This window comes from Stenotrophomonas sp. FR010, from assembly GCF_047520755.2.
Lineage (GTDB): Bacteria > Pseudomonadota > Gammaproteobacteria > Xanthomonadales > Xanthomonadaceae > Stenotrophomonas > Stenotrophomonas sepilia.
In genome coordinates, this window is record NZ_JAXBQT020000001.1 from 1 (window position 1) to 17,785 (window position 17,785).

At 65.5% G+C, this 17,785-nt stretch carries 16 protein-coding genes and 1 tRNA gene; 10 read left to right on the forward strand and 7 right to left on the reverse strand.

Going from position 1 to position 17,785, the window contains the following annotated elements:
- The first annotated feature begins 202 nt into the window (after nt 1-202).
- The 4 genes from acuI to ACM0PK_RS00020 all read left to right on the forward strand — a co-directional run bounded on the left by acuI (nt 203) and on the right by ACM0PK_RS00020 (nt 5,897).
- Nucleotides 203-1,192, forward strand: a complete 990-nt coding sequence (gene acuI, locus ACM0PK_RS00005; protein ID WP_005417278.1) for an acrylyl-CoA reductase (NADPH) — start codon at nt 203-205, stop codon at nt 1,190-1,192.
- A gap of 152 nt (nt 1,193-1,344) precedes the next feature.
- Nucleotides 1,345-4,098: a UvrD-helicase domain-containing protein gene (locus tag ACM0PK_RS00010; RefSeq protein WP_414608045.1), complete on the forward strand. Its 2,754-nt coding sequence runs from the start codon at nt 1,345-1,347 to the stop codon at nt 4,096-4,098.
- 441 nt (nt 4,099-4,539) lie between these two features.
- Nucleotides 4,540-5,199 (forward strand): Fic family protein, encoded by a 660-nt coding sequence (locus ACM0PK_RS00015; protein ID WP_414608046.1) that lies wholly within the window; start codon nt 4,540-4,542, stop codon nt 5,197-5,199.
- The gene (locus tag ACM0PK_RS00020) at nt 5,199-5,897 is read left to right on the forward strand and encodes a hypothetical protein (protein WP_414608047.1); all 699 of its coding nucleotides are present in this window, start codon (nt 5,199-5,201) and stop codon (nt 5,895-5,897) included. Before ACM0PK_RS00015 ends, ACM0PK_RS00020 begins: the two co-directional genes overlap by 1 nt.
- A gap of 166 nt (nt 5,898-6,063) precedes the next feature.
- Here ACM0PK_RS00020 and ACM0PK_RS00025 read toward each other — a convergent pair.
- Nucleotides 6,064-6,153, reverse strand: a tRNA-Ser gene (locus ACM0PK_RS00025).
- A gap of 126 nt (nt 6,154-6,279) precedes the next feature.
- On the opposite strand from ACM0PK_RS00025, the gene ACM0PK_RS00030 reads away from it, so the two are divergent.
- Nucleotides 6,280-7,350: a DUF4241 domain-containing protein gene (locus ACM0PK_RS00030; RefSeq protein ID WP_414608048.1), complete on the forward strand. Its 1,071-nt coding sequence runs from the start codon at nt 6,280-6,282 to the stop codon at nt 7,348-7,350.
- Between the two features lie 81 nt (nt 7,351-7,431).
- On the opposite strand, the gene ACM0PK_RS00035 is transcribed toward ACM0PK_RS00030, so the two are convergent.
- Nucleotides 7,432-8,424: a LysR family transcriptional regulator gene (locus ACM0PK_RS00035; protein WP_005410175.1), complete on the reverse strand. Its 993-nt coding sequence runs from the start codon at nt 8,422-8,424 to the stop codon at nt 7,432-7,434.
- A 127-nt stretch (nt 8,425-8,551) separates the two neighbouring features.
- Here ACM0PK_RS00035 and ACM0PK_RS00040 point away from each other — a divergent pair, with 127 nt between their 5' ends.
- Entirely contained in the window at nt 8,552-9,139 is a 588-nt protein-coding gene (locus ACM0PK_RS00040; protein ID WP_072168109.1) for an FMN-dependent NADH-azoreductase, read from the forward strand.
- Nucleotides 9,140-9,276: 137 nt separating this feature from the next.
- Nucleotides 9,277-9,639: an SH3 domain-containing protein gene (locus ACM0PK_RS00045; RefSeq protein ID WP_414608049.1), complete on the forward strand. Its 363-nt coding sequence runs from the start codon at nt 9,277-9,279 to the stop codon at nt 9,637-9,639.
- A 66-nt stretch (nt 9,640-9,705) separates the two neighbouring features.
- Here the strand turns inward: ACM0PK_RS00045 and serS are convergent, their stop codons facing one another.
- Nucleotides 9,706-10,986 carry a serine--tRNA ligase gene (serS, locus tag ACM0PK_RS00050; protein WP_088497905.1) on the reverse strand — a complete coding sequence of 427 codons (1,281 nt, stop codon included), beginning with the start codon at nt 10,984-10,986 and terminating at the stop codon, nt 9,706-9,708.
- Between the two features lie 113 nt (nt 10,987-11,099).
- On the opposite strand from serS, the gene ACM0PK_RS00055 reads away from it, so the two are divergent.
- Nucleotides 11,100-11,738, forward strand: coding sequence for an energy transducer TonB (locus ACM0PK_RS00055; RefSeq protein WP_414608050.1), 639 nt, complete (start codon nt 11,100-11,102; stop codon nt 11,736-11,738).
- Nucleotides 11,739-11,857: 119 nt separating this feature from the next.
- The gene (locus ACM0PK_RS00060; protein WP_188240841.1) at nt 11,858-12,430 is read left to right on the forward strand and encodes an energy transducer TonB; all 573 of its coding nucleotides are present in this window, start codon (nt 11,858-11,860) and stop codon (nt 12,428-12,430) included.
- A gap of 190 nt (nt 12,431-12,620) precedes the next feature.
- Here the strand turns inward: ACM0PK_RS00060 and aroA are convergent, their stop codons facing one another.
- The 4 genes from aroA to ACM0PK_RS00080 form a co-directional block, all read right to left on the reverse strand.
- On the reverse strand, nt 12,621-13,928 hold the full coding sequence (aroA, locus tag ACM0PK_RS00065; protein WP_414608051.1) for a 3-phosphoshikimate 1-carboxyvinyltransferase: 1,308 nt from the start codon (nt 13,926-13,928) through the stop codon (nt 12,621-12,623).
- 76 nt (nt 13,929-14,004) lie between these two features.
- A complete protein-coding gene (pheA, locus tag ACM0PK_RS00070) occupies nt 14,005-15,204 on the reverse strand; it encodes a prephenate dehydratase (RefSeq protein ID WP_005417297.1) in 1,200 nt (399 codons plus the stop codon).
- Between the two features lie 51 nt (nt 15,205-15,255).
- Nucleotides 15,256-16,341 carry a 3-phosphoserine/phosphohydroxythreonine transaminase gene (gene serC, locus ACM0PK_RS00075; RefSeq protein WP_414608052.1) on the reverse strand — a complete coding sequence of 362 codons (1,086 nt, stop codon included), beginning with the start codon at nt 16,339-16,341 and terminating at the stop codon, nt 15,256-15,258.
- 181 nt (nt 16,342-16,522) lie between these two features.
- On the reverse strand, nt 16,523-17,329 hold the full coding sequence (locus ACM0PK_RS00080) for an FHA domain-containing protein (RefSeq protein WP_088496097.1): 807 nt from the start codon (nt 17,327-17,329) through the stop codon (nt 16,523-16,525).
- A 125-nt stretch (nt 17,330-17,454) separates the two neighbouring features.
- Here ACM0PK_RS00080 and ACM0PK_RS00085 point away from each other — a divergent pair, with 125 nt between their 5' ends.
- Nucleotides 17,455-17,730 carry a polyhydroxyalkanoic acid system family protein gene (locus ACM0PK_RS00085; protein ID WP_005417302.1) on the forward strand — a complete coding sequence of 92 codons (276 nt, stop codon included), beginning with the start codon at nt 17,455-17,457 and terminating at the stop codon, nt 17,728-17,730.
- The last annotated feature ends 55 nt before the right edge of the window (nt 17,731-17,785 follow it).

A 17,785-nucleotide genomic window follows, 5' to 3' on the forward strand; every position in this document is an offset into this window, starting at 1 on the left:
AACTCATCCGTGTACTGCTTGCTGTTGCCCATAAACACCTCGGTCATTGCCATGAATTATGGCGTCCGGATGTCTACGAAAGGCTGGTCGGTCCAACGCATGCATACTCCGGAAAACCATAGTACCTACGGAAAATCATCGTTCTTGTTGCAATAGTGGCACGAGCCTAGCATGGCCCCATTCCATCAATGTGAGGCCATCCATGACGTTCAAAGCCCTGCTGACCGGCAAGACGAACAACCAGCTTTCGACCGAGCTGGTCGATTTCGACGAGGCGGACCTGATGGACGGCGATGTCCTGGTGCAGGTCGAGTACTCCACGCTCAACTACAAGGATGCGCTTGCGCTCACCGGCAAGAGTCCGATCATTCGGAGATTCCCGCTCATTCCCGGCATCGATCTGGCAGGCGTGGTGCTGGAATCCAGCAGGGCCGACTTCAAGCCAGGCGACCGCGTCGTGCTCAATGGTTGGGACCTGAGCATGGGCCACCACGGCGGCCTGGCACAGCGCGCCCGCGTACGCGGCGAATGGCTCAACCGGATTCCCGGCAACCTGAGCACCCGCGATGCCATGGCCATCGGCACCGCTGGCTATACCGCGATGCTGTGCGTGCTGGCCCTGGAACATGCCGGGGTGACGCCCGAGAAGGGCGATGTGCTGGTGACTGGCGCCAACGGTGGCGTCGGCTCGATCGCGGTGGCGATCCTCTCGAAGCTGGGTTACCGCGTGGTGGCCGCCACCGGGCGACCAGAGCACGCCGAGTATCTGCACAACCTGGGTGCGGCCGAGATCATCGATCGTGCGCAGCTCTCGGAGCCGCGCGAGCGGCCGGTGAGTGCCGAACGCTGGGCCGGCGTGGTGGATGTGGCCGGCGGCCCTACCCTGGTCAACGCCATCGCCGAGACGAAGTATCGCGGTGCCGTGGCCGCGTGCGGCCTGGCGCAGAGCGACGCTCTGCACGGCTCGGTATTGCCCTTCATCCTGCGCAACGTGACCCTGGCCGGCGTGGATTCGGTGAATGCTCCACAAGAGGTTCGCCAGCGCGCCTGGGATCGGCTTGCGACCGACCTGGACCCGCAGAAGCTGGAAAGCACCGTGCAGCAGATCGGCCTCGCCGAGGTGCTGGATGTCTATGAGCAGATCATCCCCGGCAAGGTGCGCGGCCGCATCGTCGTGGATGTGAACGCCTGACGCCTGTCGCGCCGGCGAGGGTGCAATGCCATCGCTGGCTCACGCGCGCGACTGACCGGAAAAACGCAACGTGCCACGCCAAGCCGCCTTATCATGGGGCGGCAAGGGCGCTTTACGCCCGGTGACGTACGCAAGGCAGTATCTGGATGTCTATGGAATGGCGCCCCTCGGGCTGGGGCCAGCGTGTCACCCGCTCGCCGGACTGGCAGTTGCGGCTGGATGGCGAACAGCTCGCGCTTTTGATCGACGGCAGGCAATACCACCAGCATGTGGCGAACGAACACAGCGTGCGGGTCGTTCGCGGCGTGCTCTGGTCCCGGGTCGAACTGACGACCGAGCACGGTGAAGCACTGTCCGTGGATGGGCTGCCGAACAGCCAGGGCTCCCGGCTTGCCGCTGCCGTTCAGCACGTGCTTTTCGCGCGCTCCAGACGAGGGCGCAAGGCACTGTTTGAGCACGTTCTGGCGCAGATCCAGGCGTGGCTGGCCGAGGCAGATGCGCTTACCGACCGAGGCACCACCGGCCGCCGCTGGATCACGTACGAACAGCAGCAGGCGTTGCTGGCCGAACGCCCGTCCCTGCCCCTCCCGTCAGCCGAGCTGGAGCAGCTGTTCCTCGACGAGGAGGTGCATGACGACCTGCACTCGGACCGCCACCGCATGGCACTGGATGCACTGCACGACTGGCAGCTGGATTGGCCCGCCATGTGGGCGGACGCCAATGAGGCAATGGCGACCCGTGAACTGGGTCTGGCCAAGCCCTTCCTGGACCGGGTCGAGAGCAGGCCGCTGACCGCGGAGCAGGCCCGCGCCGTCATCTGCTTCGACAACCGGGTGCAGGTCGTGGCCGCGGCCGGCTCTGGCAAGACCTCCACGATGGTTGCCAAGGCCGCCTATGCCATCGATCGCGGCTTCGTGGAGCCCGAACGGATCGTGATGCTCGCCTTCAACAAGGACGCCGCCAAGGAGCTGGAAGAGCGCGCGCAGCGATGCTTCGACCGGCTCGGCATGGGCGACACCGTGGTGGAAGCCCGGACCTTCCACGCCCTGGGCCTGTCCCTCATCGCCAAGGCCACAGGGCGCAAGCCCGATATCCCGGAATGGGCGGTCGACGCAACGCTGGGCTTCAACAAGCTGGCCGAACTGGTGGACGACCTGAAGGACCGTTCGACCCACTTCCGCACCCAGTGGGACATGTTCCGCCTGGTGTTCGGACGCGATCTGCCGCCGTTGGGTGCCGACATGATGGCCGATGGTTACGACCGCGATGGCACACCCTACATACGTACACTGCAGGGTGAGCGGGTGAAGAGCCTGGAAGAGTGCGTCATCGCCGACTGGCTGTTCTACAACGGAGTGGCGTACGACTACGAGCGGCGCTACGAGTTCGATACCGCGACGGATACCCACCGCCAGTATCGTCCGGACTTCTACTATCCGGACGCCCGGCTGTATCACGAGCACTTTGCGCTGGATGCCGATGGCCATCCGCCGAAGCACTTTGCCAACTACAGCGAAGGGATGCACTGGAAGCGGCAGCAGCATGCGGCACGCGGCACCGCACTGGTCGAAACGACGTCGTTCGGCCTGCGCAGTGGACAGGCCCTGCAGCATCTTGCCGAGCGGCTGGGTGCGTCTGGTGTCGAACTCGACCCGCACCCGGACCGCGAGCTGCCTGACCAGGGCGCCAAGCCGATGCCGGATGCAGACCTGATTGGCCTGATGCGCACCTTCATTGCGCATGCCAAGAGCAACTGCCTGACGCTGGATGACATGGCGGCGCGCCTGCGGCAGATGCCCGAGGATCAGTTCAAGGAACGCTACCGGCGCTTCCTGGAGATCGCCGGGCCGGTTTTCCAGGCCTGGGACAACGCGCTGGCTGACGAGCGCAGCATCGACTTCGAGGACATGCTCAACATGGCCGCCGGGCTGCTGGAACAGGGCCACTATGAGTCGCCCTACGAACTGGTGATGGCCGACGAATTCCAGGACGCGTCGCGCGCCCGTGCGCGCCTCTGCCGTGCCTTGGTCAGCCAACCGGGCCGCCATCTGTTTGCGGTGGGCGATGACTGGCAATCGATCAATCGCTTCGCTGGCGCCGACGTTTCGGTGATGACCGGATTCCGCGAATGGATGGGGCATGGCCAGGTGCTGAAACTGGAGCAGACGTTCCGCTGCCCGCAGGCGCTGTGTGATGTTTCCAGCCGCTTCATCAGCCGCAACCCCGCGCAGATCGCCAAGAAGGTCCGCTCTGCTGCGCCGGCAATGGGCCCGGTGCTGCAGGCGTTCCAGATGAACCGGCGTGAGGAGGTGCACGATGGCGTTCGCCAATACCTGTCGAAACTGCACCAGCAACTATTGTCAGGCGCGGTGGCGCAGGGCCGCAACGGGCGCGTGACGGTCTTTGTTCTGGGGCGCTACCGCGCGGACCGCGGCGCGGTGCCTTCGGATTGGAAGACGGCCTTTGGCAGCACGATGGACGTCGAGTTCCTGACCGCACATCGATCAAAGGGGCGCGAGGCGGACTACGTGATCCTGCCGGGCGTGATCAACCGCAGCTTCCCGAGCCTGCGCGCGGATGACCCGGTGCTTTCGCTGGCAATGCCGGACGGCGATACCTATCCGCTGAGCGAAGAACGGCGCCTGTTCTATGTCGCGCTGACGCGGGCGCGACGATCGGTTGCGATGTTCACCCTGCAGGGCAAGCACTCGCCGTTCCTGGATGAGCTGGTGAAGGAAGGCGCAGTGGAAGTGACCACGATTTCAGGCGCGGCCATCCGCGAAGAGCGCTGCCCGGTGTGCAAGGTGGGCGTGTTCGTGGACCGCAATGGGCCGCATGGGGCGTTCCGGTCGTGCTCGAGTTACCCGTTGTGCCATAACAAGCCGAAGGGTGGGCGTCGGGGATGAGTGCATCTGTCTTCATGCATCGGCGCTCGCCCATCTCACGTGGTGCAAGCTGACCTGATTGTTCGATGGCCGTGTGACGGCTGCGGAGGAAGCAAGAAGGTCCAAGATGGAGGGCTGCAACGTCCCTCCAAGCCAATGAAGACGCTGCACCAGATTCGCTCGTACTTGCCGCATATCAATGACGACAAGGGTGGCCTCGCACACCAAGCCAGCAAACGACACCTCATTGGAAGTCCAGCACCGTCCAGGCAGCCGGCCAGCCGCACCAGCGCCGGCCAAGATTTTCTGCTACGGCTTACGCACCATCACGATAGTTGTTCTGCGGCTGGGGAAAAATCTTCCCAAACCAATGGGGGAGATCAGGCCCGTCCAACGCTAGTGGATATCAGGGGGCTGAAGCGCTCCCCATGTACTTAGTCCACTACCGGGAATCATGAAAAGATGCCGTCGGCCCTTCAAGTCCATCCAGGCTGCCTGTTCAGGCCGCTGCCGTTGATCAAAGAAGCGGCCGACCCTCGCATCTGGGAGGACCACGCGGTCGTTGTCTCCAGCCCCCAGCCGCTGTCGGGGCGCATATTCTCTTCAATCTCATTTACTGACTGGAGGATGGACGAAGCAAGGCTAAGGCCGCTTCTACTCATCACAGCAAGGCTCAGTCGTGTCCACAGGCTCAAAGCGGTCAAGAGCCATTCCCTTGCTCCCATCGCCGCAGACCGCATCGTTCAAAGTCTTCGTCCGCTGGCAACCAGCGACCTTCGGGAATGGAAGCGCTTCTTGGAGCAGCTCACCCATTGCTCCGGAGTTGCGCATTTTCAACTTCGATCGGATCGCTCTTGGGTAGGAGCTACATCACCCTTGGAAGCAAGCCTGGTCTGCCCGTCGGAAGCCAGGGTGCCGCAGCAGATAGAAGATTTGATGTCATTCCTCGCGGAGCATCTCGATAGCCCGAATGAGCAGGTGGACGAAGCTGCAGCATTTCAGTTCTTGTCGATCCATCCGTTGCACGACGGCAACGGCAGAGCAGTGCGAACCCTGTTGATCATTGCGTCATGTTCCAAGTGGTGGACCCAGGTCCAGAACAATATGTGTGGGGTACAATAATGCACACCAGATCGATCCTGTTTGCAGCCATTTTTGTGGTCACCGCAACTGCCTGCTCAGAACAAACGGCCTCTGACCAGAGCAGTATGTCAACGACGGCAGAACGAGCCGTTTCGCGGACCGCCAACCCGGATCAGGCACCACGCGCCATCGCGTCGCGGCAATCAAACGTTGGCGGACCCAATGACTCCAATGCAGTTGCACAGCGCCTATGCACTGGAGACTGCAGAGACGCCGGACCGTTGCAGGCAAAGTCGCAAGAAGAAGCTGAGTGGCTGATCCGCCACAAATATCCATCGCAAATTGAACTCGAGCGACTGCGTTCAGAGTCGATAGATGTACTGCAACAAAAGGCGTCAGCGGGTGACCCCACTGCATCTGCGGTGCTGGGAAAACGGATTGCCATGGAGAAAAATTTCATGGACGGCCAGGTGCTACTCCGAAATCAGGTGCTATCAGGCAACTTCTACGCGCTATACGCGATCTCGGAGTCGTACCGCGAATCGAAAGTGCCAAACGCGGTAGATGGTGCAGCCTACCTCCGTTTGGCCTACATCCTGGGCGATCACAAGGCAGCGATTGAGATTGCGAAGATGCGCCTCAGCTCAGCCGAGCTGGCGGCTGCCGACAGCAGGGCATCTCTGCTTTACAAGGGATTCGCAGGCGACCAAGTGCCTGATCCACGCCCTCAGGGGTAGGCTCACTACAAGCCATAGAGCGCCCTTTTGAGGGCGCTCTTACTTCACCGGTTGGATTGCATGACCTACTGCAGAAGCGCAATCGGGGCGCGCCATGGCCCATGTCATGCCAGCGATGCATCCTTCAACAAAAAAGCCCCTGCAAGAACAGGGGCTTCTTTAATCCTGGCGGAGAGAGTGGGATTCGAACCCACGGAAGGTTTAACCCTTCGCCGGTTTTCAAGACCGGTGCCTTAAACCGCTCGGCCATCTCTCCAATCGGGTCCCCGGTCGCCCGGGCAGCGACGTATTCTCGCACGTGAAGCGCATTTGCCCAAGACCACCCTTGCCCCTGACCTTCGCATCCGGCACGGTGGGGGCCTTCACCGCACTCGGAGCCGCCATGGCCCATCTCGATCTGGCCAACCTGCGCACCTGCCTGCTGGACGACACCCAGCTGGCTGCGGTGGCCCTGCACCGCACCTTCGCCGGACACCTGCCGGTCAGCAGCGGGCAGCTGGTGGTCTGCGATCCGCTGGTCCAGGCCGAGGCACCGGCGCTGGCCGACTACACCGCCCCGCTGGGCCGGCATCCGGTCGAGATCATCGTGCACAGCGGCCGCCCGGCGCTGGCCGTGGTCTGGTTCAAACCCCGCGAAGCTCTCACCGAGACCGCCCTGCACTGGCAGATGGCGCGCTGGACCACGCAGGACCTGACCGGCCTCGATGAGGACAGCTTCATCGGCTACCCGGTCGATGCCGGCATCGGTTGCTTCATGGACACCGACACCCAGCAGGCGCTGCTGGCCCTGATCGAAGAGGCCGATGGCGACGAAGACGGTGAATGGTCGGATGCACTGATCGACCACGATGGCCTGGATGAAGGCGCCGAATATCGCCCCTGGGGCGAGGACTCGCCGCACGGCCTGGTGGTGTTCACTAGCGGCTGGGGCGACGGTGTCTATCCCAGCTACTGGGCGCTGGATACGTCCGGCATTCCGGTCGCGCTGGTCACCGACTTCCTTTGCATCCAAGGCGGTGATGGGCGCGACGAGCGCGAGATTGCCGACCAGGCCTATCGCGACAACCTGCCAGTTGCAGAAGCCGAGGCGCTGGCGCGACTGGTGGCTGCCGTCGAACGAGACGACACGGAGGCATTGCAGGACCTGCTGAAGGGTGCGCCGCAGCGCGCCAACCAGATCGAACCGGGCTGCGGCGGCACTGCCCTGTACGAGGCGATCCGCCTGGACCGCCCGCAGGCATTGCGGGTGCTGCTACAGGGTGGCGAGCTACCGGCGATGCCCGAGCGCCTGCACATGAGCAAGGTGACCGGCTATCTGGACTATGCGCGCTTCCTGAAGAAGCCGCGCAGCGCGGAACTGATGGCGGTGCTGGAAGCGCCGGTCATTGCCGAGCCCACATCGGCCGCAGCGCGACGCCGCAGCTTCTGGGACCGGCTGTTCGGCCGGAACTGATCAGCGCTGGAAAACAGCAACGCCGGGCATGGCCCGGCGCTACCGTTTCACAGATTAGCGGTGCAGTTGCGGGTAGGTGCCTCAGCCGGCATCCACCGCCAGCGCACCCAGCGCACTGGCCTTGATCCGCTCCTTGGCCTTCTCACAGGCGCCACCGCAATCCAGGCGCGAGGCCTCCAGCTGCGGCGGCAGATGTTCGGCCAGGAAGTCGATGAACACGCGCACCGCTGGCAACAGCCCGCGGCGCGAGGCGAACACGGCGTGGCACACGCCCTGCGGCAACGACCAGTCCGGCAGCACCACTTCCAGCTCGCCATTGCGCACGGCGTCGGCGCAGACGGTTTCCGGCAGCATGGTGATGCCAAAGCCGTCCTTCACCATGCTCTGCAGCAGCGGGAAGTCGAAGCCGGCCACGCGCGGCTGCAGGTCAACCCGGCGCACTTCGCCTTCCGGGCCATGCAGTTCCCAGCGCTGGCGTGCTTCGTCTTCGCTGATGCTGAGGGTGACGTGCTGGGTGAGCTCTTCCGGGTCTTTGGGGCGTCCGGCGCGGTCCAGGTACTTCGGGCTGGCCACCAGCAGTTCCTGCACCTGACCGAAGCTGCGCATCACCAGGCTGCCGTCGTCATCCAGGCGCGAACGCACGCGCAGGGCGACGTCGTAGCCTTCATTGATGATATCCACGCGGCGGTTGCTGATGTTCAGCTGCAGCCGCACCTTCGGATACTGCTCCAGGAACTTGGGCAGCAGCTTGGGAAGCTGCATCTGCGCCAGTGACACCGGCACGCTGGCGCGCACCACGCCGCGCGGCTCCGCGCTGAGGCGGTCCACCACTTCGCGGGCGGCCTGGGCCTCGGCCAGCATCGTCTGCGCATGGCGATGCACGCTGGTGCCGACATCGGTGACCGCGAAACGGCGCGTGGAGCGCTGCAGCAGGCGTACGCCCAGGTCGGTTTCCAGCTGGCTGATGCGACGGCTCAGGCGCGACTTGGGAATACCCAGTGCGCGCTCGGCGGCGGCGAATCCGCCGTGGTCGACCACCATCGCGAAGTAGTACAGGTCATTCAGGTCATGCATACCCGGGTTCCATATCTAGAACAATACGTGGCATTCAATCACCTTTATTCCGCCTTTGCAACAACCTATCGTTCTCTCCGTCGGCGGGGCCACCCCGCCCCTTCCTCCCAGAACACAGGTGACTGCCATGAAGCTTCTGCATCTCGACGCCAGCGTGCTTGGCGACAACTCCGTCTCGCGCCAGCTGTCGGCCGCCGTGGTCGCCCGCTTCGCCAGCCAGATCGATGACCTGCAGGTCGATTATCGCGATCTTGACGCCAATCCGGTACCGCATCTGCGCAGCAGCTCGCTGGCCAGGACCGACGCGGCCGAGGCGACCGATGCTGAACAGGTGATGCAGCAGTTCCTGGACGCCGACATCGTGGTGATCGGCGCGCCGATGTACAACTTCAGCATTCCGTCCACGCTGAAGGCCTGGATCGACCGCGTGGCCGTGGCCGGCCGCACCTTCAAGTACACCGAGAACGGCCCGGTGGGCCTGGCCGGTGGCAAGCGGGTGATCATCGCCAGCAGCCGTGGCGGCATCTACACCGACTCGCCGGCCGACTTCCAGGAGCCGTTCCTGCGCCAGGTGTTCGCCTTCATGGGCATCAACGAGGTCGAATTCGTGCGCGCCGAGGGCATCGCCTATTCGCCGCAGCACCGTGAAGACGCCATTGCCGGTGCACTGGCCGCACTGCCGTCGCACGAAGCGGCCGAAGCCGTCGCTGCGTAACGCGTTCCAACGTTCGGCGCCCCTCTCTCCTCGTCTGGGCGCTGAACGCGGGCCGGGATCCCCTCCCCCATCCCGGCCCACCCTGGCGGCCCCGCTATGCGGGGCCGTTTTCTTTTGCGACGCGCTAGGCTGGGGCCATGAACTACATCGTGACAGCTGCGCACCGCAGCGAATTTCCCCAACCGATCACCCTTCGCCGTGGCCAGGCGCTGGTGGTGGGCGAACGTTATGAAGGCCCGGAGGGCTGGGACGACTGGTTCCTGTGCCGAGCCGAAGGGCAGCAGCCCGGTTTCGTGCCGGCGCCGGTGATCGGTCACGATGCGCAGGGTGACGCCTATGCCACGGAGGATTACTGCGCGCGGGAGCTGGATGTGGATCCCGGGCAGATCTTGCGCGGGCTGCGCACCCTCAATGGCTGGGCGTGGTGCGTGCCGGAGACCGGCGAACCGGGATGGGTACCGCTGGAGAAGCTGCGGGCCATAAAGGAGAGCCGAGCATAGGCTCGGCTCTACATGGATCTGTAGCGCCCGAGCCTACGCTCGGGCGGCGGCGCAAAGCGCCGGCTGTCAGGCGATCGTTTCCAGGCCGCCCATGTACGGGCGCAGGGCCTCCGGCACGGTGATGCTGCCGTCGGCGTTCTGGTAGTTCTCCATCACCGCGATCATCGCACGGCCAACCGCCACGCCCGAGCCGTTCAGGGTATGCACCAGCTCCGGCTTGCCGGTGGCCGGGTTGCGCCAGCGCGCCTGCATGCGGCGGGCCTGGAAATCACCACAGTTCGAGCACGAGGAGATCTCGCGGTAGGTCTCCTGCGACGGCAGCCAGACTTCCAGATCGTAGGTCTTCACCGCCGAGAAGCCCATGTCGCCGGTGCACAGCAGCACCTTGCGGTACGGCAGGCCCAGCTTTTCCAGCACCACTTCGGCACAGCGGGTCATGCGCTGGTGCTCGGCGTCGCTGTCTTCCGGGCGGCTGATCGAGACCAGCTCGACCTTCTCGAACTGGTGCTGGCGGATCATGCCGCGCACGTCGCGGCCGCCGCTGCCGGCTTCGGCACGGAAGCACATCGAGTGAGCGGTCATGCGCAGCGGCAGACGCTCGGCGTCGACGATCTCGTCGCGCACGATGTTGGTCAGCGGCACTTCCGAGGTCGGGATCAGATAACGCGTGGAGTCGCCCACGGCGGTCTTGAACAGGTCGTCCTCGAACTTCGGCAGCTGGCTGGTGCCGCGCAGCGAGTCAGCATTGACCAGCAGCGGTACGTTGGTTTCCTCGTAACCGTGCTCGCCGGTGTGCAGGTCGACCATGAACTGGGCCAGGGCGCGGTGCAGGCGCGCGATCGGGCCGCGCAGGACGGTGAAGCGCGAACCGGACAGTTTGGCCGCGGTCTCGCCGTCCAGCCAGCCATTGCGGGCGCCCAGTTCGACGTGGTCAAGCACCTTGAAGTCGAACTGGCGCGGAGTACCCCAGCGCGCCTGCTCGACGTTGTCGTTCTCGTCAGCACCGGCTGGCACGTCATCGGCCGGCAGGTTCGGGATCCCCATCGAGATCGCTTCGATCTTCTCGCGCAGCTCGTCCAGCGCCACTTCCGAGGCCTTCAGCTCATCGGCGAAGGCGGCAACTTCAGCCATGATGGCCGACACGTCCTCGCCCTTGGCCTTGGCCTGGCCGATGGCCTTGGAACGGCTGTTGCGCAGGCTCTGCAGCTCCTGGGTCCGCACCTGGATGCGCTTGCGATCAGCCTCCAGGGACTCCAAGGCAGACACGTCGAGCTCGAAGCCGCGGCTGGCGCGCAGGCGTTCGGCGAGGTCGGCGGGCTGGTGGCGGAGCAGGGCTGGATCAAGCATGGCAGGTGTCGTGGTGGGTATCAGGGATGGGATTATCGCTTGTTATACGGATTTCTGCCGCCCGGTTCATTCCCGCCGTGGCAGAATCGGGGCATTCCGTACTGGTCCGGTCCATGTCTGCACCCCGCTCGTCGTCCGCCAAGTCGTTTACCGTGCATATCCCGCGCAACGCCCTGAAGATCGCGGGCATCGCCTTCGGCGTGGGCGTGCTGCTGTTCGTGCTGGTCTGGTACACCGGTCGCGACAAGGAATTCTTCCGCGCCGACCCGGCCGCACAGACCCCGCAGGAGACGGCGCAGGTGGAACCGCTGCCCGAACCGCTGGCTGCGGCCGCCGGTTCCAGCGACATGCCCGATGCCAAGCCGGCCCCGGCCGAGGAGGAAGCCCCGAAGCTGGTCGAAACCCCGCTGCCACCGCCGGCGCCCGTCGCTGAAGCGGCCCCGGTCGCACCGGCGCCGGTGCCGGCTGCCACAGGCAACAGCCAGCCGATGCCGATTGCCGGCCAGTCGCCTCCACCGGCCTACCCGGTCGCCGCGCTGCGCGCCGGCGAGACCGGCAGCGTGGTGGTGCGCGTGGACGTGGATGCCACCGGCTATCCGAACAATGCCACGGTGATCCAGCGCAGCGGCTCACGCGAGCTCGACCGTGCCGCGACCGATGCGGTGCGCCGCTGGCGCTTCACCCCGGCACAGAGCAACGGCCAGGCCGTACCGGGCAGCATTGAAGTGCCGTTCGACTTCAAGACCCAGTAACTGAACGTTTCCCGGCAGGCAAACTGAACCCTGCCGGTTGCGTTGACGCAACGCTGACACTTCCCGCCACTGGCCCGCGCAACACTCTCCCCGTCGTCCATTGACGGAAGGAGTTTGCGATGACCGCCACCACCCACGAAGACCTTCATTCGCCGCAGCAACAGCAGGACGCCAGCGAACAGCACAAGCCCACGTCGCCCTGGATGTGGATCGCGCTGATCGTGGCGATGTTTGCCGCCGCGCTGCTCTGGCTGCGTCACTCGAACCAGGAAGACGTGGCGCCGGCACCGGTCGGCGAGCGCATGCTGCCCGCGCCCGAGCAGGCGCCGGTCGCCGACGTACAGCAGCCTGCGGCACGCCAGGCCGCAGCGGCCGGCAACCAGCGCAAGGCGACCCCTGCCGTACGCAATCGCGAGGCGCGCCCGCTGGCGGGCAACAGCAAGCCGACCTACCCCGCTGCCGCGCTGCGCAATGGCGTGCAGGGCAGCGTGATCGCCAGCCTGAATGTCGATGCCCGCGGCCAAGTGACCAATGCTGCGATTGTTTCGCGCAGCGGCGAGCGCAGCCGTGACCTGGATCGTGCGGTGCTGAGCACTGTGCAGAACTGGAAGTTCCAGCCGGCGATGCATGAAGGCCGTGCAGTGGCCAGTGTGGTGCGGGTCCCGGTGGATTTCCGTACCGGACAGCGTTGATCGCGGACGAGGGGTTCGTGATGTTTAGACGGAGGCTTCGGCCTCCGTCCTTTTATGCGGAGAAGCGTGCCGACCAAGGAAGGTCGGCACCTACCGGGCGATGTGAGCGTGCCGACCGAGGTTGGCACCTACCGGACAGGGGGCGCGTGCCAACCATGGTTGGCACCTACCGGAAAACCTGATCCGCCGGTCAGGCCAGGTTGAAGCCGGCGCTGCGCGCCAGGCCGTCGAAGTCCGGGAAGGACGTGGCGACATTGGCGATGTCGTTGATGCGCACTTCGCCGTTACTGATCTGGCCGGCAATGGCGAACGCCATGGCGATGCGGTGGTCGCCGTGGCTTTCGATGGTGCCGCTGCCCAAGCGCACGCCACCATGCAGGGTGGCACCGTCTTCAGTTTCGTCCACCTGCATGCCCAGCGCGCGCAGGCCGGTGGCCATCGCTGCGAGACGATCGGATTCCTTCACCCGCAGCTCGGCGGCGCCGGTCACCACGGTCTGGCCTTCTGCAGCAGCTGCCGCCACGAACAGCGCCGGGAACTCGTCGATCATGTCCGGCACCAGTTCTTCCGGAATGCGTGCGCCCTTCAGCGGGGCGTAGCGCACCACCAGGTCGGCCACCGGTTCACCGCCCTGTTCTGCCGGGTTCTCTTCGCTGATGTCCGCACCCATCAGGCGCAGCGCATGCAGCAGGCCAGTGCGACGCGGATTCAGGCCGACCTGCTTCAGGCGCAGCTCGGAACCGGGAATGATGCTGGCGGCGACCAGGTAGAACGCGGCCGAAGAGAAATCGGCGGGCACCACGATATCCGTGGCGCGCAGGCGCTGGCCACCGCGCAGGCGGGCCTTGCCCGGCGAAAACGCGATGTCCACGCCGAATGCGGACAACATGCGCTCGGTGTAGTCGCGGGTCGGGTGCGGTTCAGTCACGCTGGTTTCGCCCTGCGCATACAGCCCGGCCAGCAGCACCGCCGACTTGACCTGCGCGCTGGCCACCGGCGAGGCGAAATCGATGCCGTGCAGCGTCTGGCCACCATGCACGCGCAACGGTGGCGTGCCATCGTCCTGGGTGTCGATCCTTGCGCCCATCTGCGACAGCGGGCCGGTCACGCGGCGCATCGGGCGACCGGACAGCGACTCATCGCCGATCAGCGTGCAGTCGAACGATTGCCCTGCCAGCAAGCCGGCCAGCAGGCGCATGCCGGTACCGGCATTGCCGCAATCCAGCGGTGCATCCGGCGCCTTCAGGCCATCGATGCCGACGCCGTGCACGACGCGCTGCGACGGACTGGGGGTTTCGATGCGCACCGCCAGCTGGCTGAAGATGCGCGCCGTGGCGCGGGTGTCCTCGCCTTCCAGGAAGCCCTCGATGTGCGAGGTGCCGTCGGCCAGCGCGGCAAACATCACCGAGCGGTGCGAGACCGACTTGTCGCCGGGAATGGTCAGGCTGCCCTGCAGCGGCTGGCCCTTGCGGGCAATCCAGTGTTGCGCGTTGCTCATCGTTCGATCATTCCGTAAACACCGGCAGCACCGGCGATGCATCAGGGAGCGGCGGCTGTTGCCGCCGTAGCAGCACTCAGGGCACGGCCACCGGATAGGAGCCCAGCACCTTGATCTGCGCCGAGTGCGCTTCCAGTTCGGCCAGCGCGGCCTGCATCGGCGCGTCGTCGATGTGGCCGGCCAGGTCGATGAAGAAACCGTACTCCCACTTGCCGTGGTGTGACGGCCGCGACTCGATGCGGTTCATGCTGATGCCGTGGCGGGCGAACGGGCTGAGCACGTCGAACAGCGCACCGGGCTTGTCATGGATGAACACCAGCACCGAGGTGCGGTCGTGCCCGGAGGTCGGGAAAATGTTGCGACCCACCACCAGGAAGCGGGTGGTGTTGTCGGCATCGTTCTGGATCGGCTTGGTGACCACCTTCTTCAGGCCGTACACGTGGCCGGCACTCTCGCCGCCGATGGCCGCCGCGTCGTCGGCGTTGCGCGCACGGCGCGCGCCCTCGGCGTTGCTCGACACCGGAATCTTCTCGGCCTTCGGCAGGTTGGCGCGCAGCCACGCCGAGGTCTGCATGAACGACTGCGGATGCGCGTAGATGCGCTCGATGTCCTCGATGCGGCCGCTGCGCGACATCAGGTACTGCTGCACGCGCAGTTCCACTTCGCCGCAGATCTTCAGGTTGGAGGTCAGGAACATGTCCAGGGTGATCTGGATGGTGCCCTGCCCCGAATTCTCCACCGGCACCACGCCGAAATCGGCGTTGCCCGCTTCCACTTCCTGGAACACCTCTTCGATGCTGGCCATCGGCAGGCCCAGCGCCGAACGGCCGAAATGCTTGAGCACCGCCTGCTGGCTGAAAGTACCTTCCGGGCCGAGGTAGCCGATCTTCAGCGGCTCCTGCTGGGCCAGGCAGGCCGACATGATCTCGCGGTAGACGTGCACCAGCAGTTCATCGCTGAGCGGGCCTTCGTTGCGGTCCACCACCATGCGCAGCACCTGCGCTTCGCGCTCGGGGCGGTAGTAGTCGACAGCGGCGGCGAGCTTGCCCTTGGCCTTGCCGACCTGGTGGGCGAAGCGCGCGCGCTCGGCGATCAGGCTCTGGATGTCGCGGTCGATCTGGTCGATCTTCGAGCGCACATCGGCCAGCGCCAGCGGCGCCAGGGTGGGTGCCGGGTTCGAGGTGGCCTTGGCCTTGCCCTTCGCCTTGGTGGGCACGCTGTCCTTGGCCGGTTCGGCCTTCTTCGGCGCCTTCTTGCTGGATTTGCTGCTTGCCATCGGAATTCCTTGTTGCGGGGCACGCACCCGACGGTGCGCGCCGTTCATTGCTCAGCCGTGACGCTGCTGGAAATCGGCCATGAAGGCGACCAGCGCCTCGGCCCCGGCCAGCGGCATGGCGTTGTAGAGCGAGGCACGGATGCCACCGACGACCTTGTGCCCCTTCAGCGCCAGCAGGCCAGCGGCCTTGGCCTCGGCCACGAAGCGGGCATCGAGATCGGCATCGGGCAGGAAGAACGGGATGTTCATCCGCGAACGGGCCGCGTGTGCAACCTCATTGCGGTAGAAGCCGCCGGAGCCGTCGATGGCGCCGTACACCAGCGCGGCCTTGGCGGCATTGCGCCTGGCGAACTCGGTCACGCCGCCCTCGGCCAGCATCCACTTGAACACCAGACCGGCCAGATACCAGTTCCAGGTCGGCGGGGTGTTCAGCATCGAATCGCGGGCGACATGCGAGCGGTAATCGAAGATGTCCGCGCGTGGCTGGCCACTGCGCTCGAGCAGGTCGCGGCGGATGATCATCACCGCGATGCCGACCGGACCCAGGTTCTTCTGCGCACCGGCATAGATCACGCCGTAGCGGCGCACGTCCAGCGGCTCGCTGGCAATGGACGAACTGAAGTCGGCCACCAGCGGCACATTGCCGGTATCGGGCACATCACGGAACTCGACGCCGTGGATGGTCTCGTTGGCGGTGATGTGCACGTAGGCGGCATCCGGCGAGAGCTGCCAATCGGCGTGCCGCGGCAGCGTGCGATAGCCATCGGCCTCGCTGCTGGCGGCGATGTTGACGTCCACGTAGACACCGGCCTGCCTGACCGCGGTCTTGCCCCAGTGGCCACTGACCACGTAGTCGGCACGCTGGCCGGGGGCGGCGAAGTTCAGCGGGATCAACGCCTGCTGGGTGGTGGCACCACCGGACAGGAACAGCACCGCATAGTCTTCGGGGATATCGAGCAGGCGACGCAGGTCGGCCTCGGCCTCGGCGGCCACGGACATGAATTCCGCGCCGCGATGGCTCATTTCCACGATCGAAGCGCCGGACCCGTGCCAGTCCAGCATTTCCGCCTGCGCCTGACGCAGGACCGATTCCGGCAAAGTCGCAGGGCCGGCACTGAAGTTGAACGCGCGCGTCATGTCACACCTGTGGGGCAAGACCCCTAGTATGCCGCAGTGCACCAGCCTTGCGGCCTTGTGCGGCAAGGGAAATTTGGTTTCATTGGAATCCATCGGCAACGCGACCGGGTAGTGCCGGCCGCTGGCCGGCAACCTCACGGATTCAGGGGCGGCGGTTGCCGGCCAGCGGCCGGCACCATCGTCAGCGCGCGCCGAACCAGAGCAGCAGGCTGAGCAGCGCGGCCAGCAGCAGCGCACTGACCAGCAGCCACGGCCAGCGCCGCACCCTGCGCGGCGCAGCCGGCAGCACCGGCGCCTGTTCCACGTCCTCGCCCGACTCGTCCTCGACCGGCAACGACCGCCGGCGTGGATCATGCGGCACTTCCAGCACGAAACGGTGCTGGCCATCGAACACCACCTGGTCGCCGGCCTGCAGCCAGCAATGGCGCACGGCCACGCCATTGACGCGGGTGCCGTCGGCACTGCCGAGGTCGCGCAGCAGCACGCGTTCGCCGTGCACTTCCACGCGGGCATGCTGCTCGGCAAAAGCCGGGTCATCGATGGCGATGTCAGCCTCGTTGCCACGCCCGATCAGGCGGGCCCGCGACAGGGTGAAGCTGCGGCCATGATGGAGGCCGCCGACACCGCGCAGCAGCCGCTGCTGCTCGTCGCTGCCATCTTCGGTTTTCGGCGCAGGCGCCTGCAGCAGGCTTTCGACCTCGCCCTGCAGGACCATCTCCACGCCATCCACATACACCGCATCGCCTGCACGCAGCAGGGCCATCCGGCGTACCGGGCGACCGTTGACGTGGACGCCGCGGATGCCGTTGCCGACCTGCAGCCAGAGGCCGCGATCATCCATGCAGAACTGGGCCAGCAGCAGTGCGCCGTGGCCGGGATCTCCGAGCCGCACGCTGCCGTTGGCCTGGCGCACGATGCGCTGCACCCCGGGCCGCAAGGGCTGGTCGGGCTGTTGTTGTTGACTGAAGTGAACAAGCAGGTTCTGCACGCGGCGCAGACTAGCAGGTTGGTCGCCAACGAAGAAGAACCCACGATGAGTGCTTGGCGCGGCGGCCCTTGATGCGCACAATGCTTGCCCTCTTCGACCTACCCCGCCCTGCGCCAGGAGCCTGCATGTCCACCATCGATGTCCGCCACGCCCACGCCCTGCCCGATGCACAGGCGCGCGCCGCGATCGAACAGGTCGCTGCCAAGCTGTCCGAGCGCTTTGGCCTGAAGTCGTCCTGGACCGCCGACGTACTGAACTTCTCCGGCAGCGGCGTGGACGGTGCGATCGAACTGCAGCCGGGTGCCGTGCGCGTAACCGCCAAGCTGGGCTTCCTGCTGTCGGCGATGAAGGGCATGGTCGAAGGCGAGATCCAGCGTGTGCTGAAGGAAAAGCTGGGCTGAACCCCGGCGGCGGCCGTCACGGCCGTGCAACGCCGGTGCGCGCTACTCTTGGGGG

What these genes read in the sequence shown, in the direction of transcription:
- pheA (WP_005417297.1), bottom strand. Translation starts at nt 15,204, where the DNA reads ATGGCAAGCAGCAAATCCAGCAAGAAGGCGCCGAAGAAGGCCGAACCG.
- ACM0PK_RS00085 (WP_005417302.1), top strand. Translation starts at nt 17,455, where the DNA reads ATGTCCACCATCGATGTCCGCCACGCCCACGCCCTGCCCGATGCACAG.
- ACM0PK_RS00035 (WP_005410175.1), bottom strand. Translation starts at nt 8,424, where the DNA reads ATGCATGACCTGAATGACCTGTACTACTTCGCGATGGTGGTCGACCAC.
- ACM0PK_RS00010 (WP_414608045.1), top strand. Translation starts at nt 1,345, where the DNA reads ATGGAATGGCGCCCCTCGGGCTGGGGCCAGCGTGTCACCCGCTCGCCG.
- ACM0PK_RS00060 (WP_188240841.1), top strand. Translation starts at nt 11,858, where the DNA reads ATGACCGCCACCACCCACGAAGACCTTCATTCGCCGCAGCAACAGCAG.
- ACM0PK_RS00040 (WP_072168109.1), top strand. Translation starts at nt 8,552, where the DNA reads ATGAAGCTTCTGCATCTCGACGCCAGCGTGCTTGGCGACAACTCCGTC.
- acuI (WP_005417278.1), top strand. Translation starts at nt 203, where the DNA reads ATGACGTTCAAAGCCCTGCTGACCGGCAAGACGAACAACCAGCTTTCG.
- ACM0PK_RS00020 (WP_414608047.1), top strand. Translation starts at nt 5,199, where the DNA reads ATGCACACCAGATCGATCCTGTTTGCAGCCATTTTTGTGGTCACCGCA.
- ACM0PK_RS00030 (WP_414608048.1), top strand. Translation starts at nt 6,280, where the DNA reads ATGGCCCATCTCGATCTGGCCAACCTGCGCACCTGCCTGCTGGACGAC.
- serS (WP_088497905.1), bottom strand. Translation starts at nt 10,986, where the DNA reads ATGCTTGATCCAGCCCTGCTCCGCCACCAGCCCGCCGACCTCGCCGAA.
- ACM0PK_RS00015 (WP_414608046.1), top strand. Translation starts at nt 4,540, where the DNA reads ATGCCGTCGGCCCTTCAAGTCCATCCAGGCTGCCTGTTCAGGCCGCTG.
- ACM0PK_RS00055 (WP_414608050.1), top strand. Translation starts at nt 11,100, where the DNA reads ATGTCTGCACCCCGCTCGTCGTCCGCCAAGTCGTTTACCGTGCATATC.
- aroA (WP_414608051.1), bottom strand. Translation starts at nt 13,928, where the DNA reads ATGAGCAACGCGCAACACTGGATTGCCCGCAAGGGCCAGCCGCTGCAG.
- serC (WP_414608052.1), bottom strand. Translation starts at nt 16,341, where the DNA reads ATGACGCGCGCGTTCAACTTCAGTGCCGGCCCTGCGACTTTGCCGGAA.
- ACM0PK_RS00045 (WP_414608049.1), top strand. Translation starts at nt 9,277, where the DNA reads ATGAACTACATCGTGACAGCTGCGCACCGCAGCGAATTTCCCCAACCG.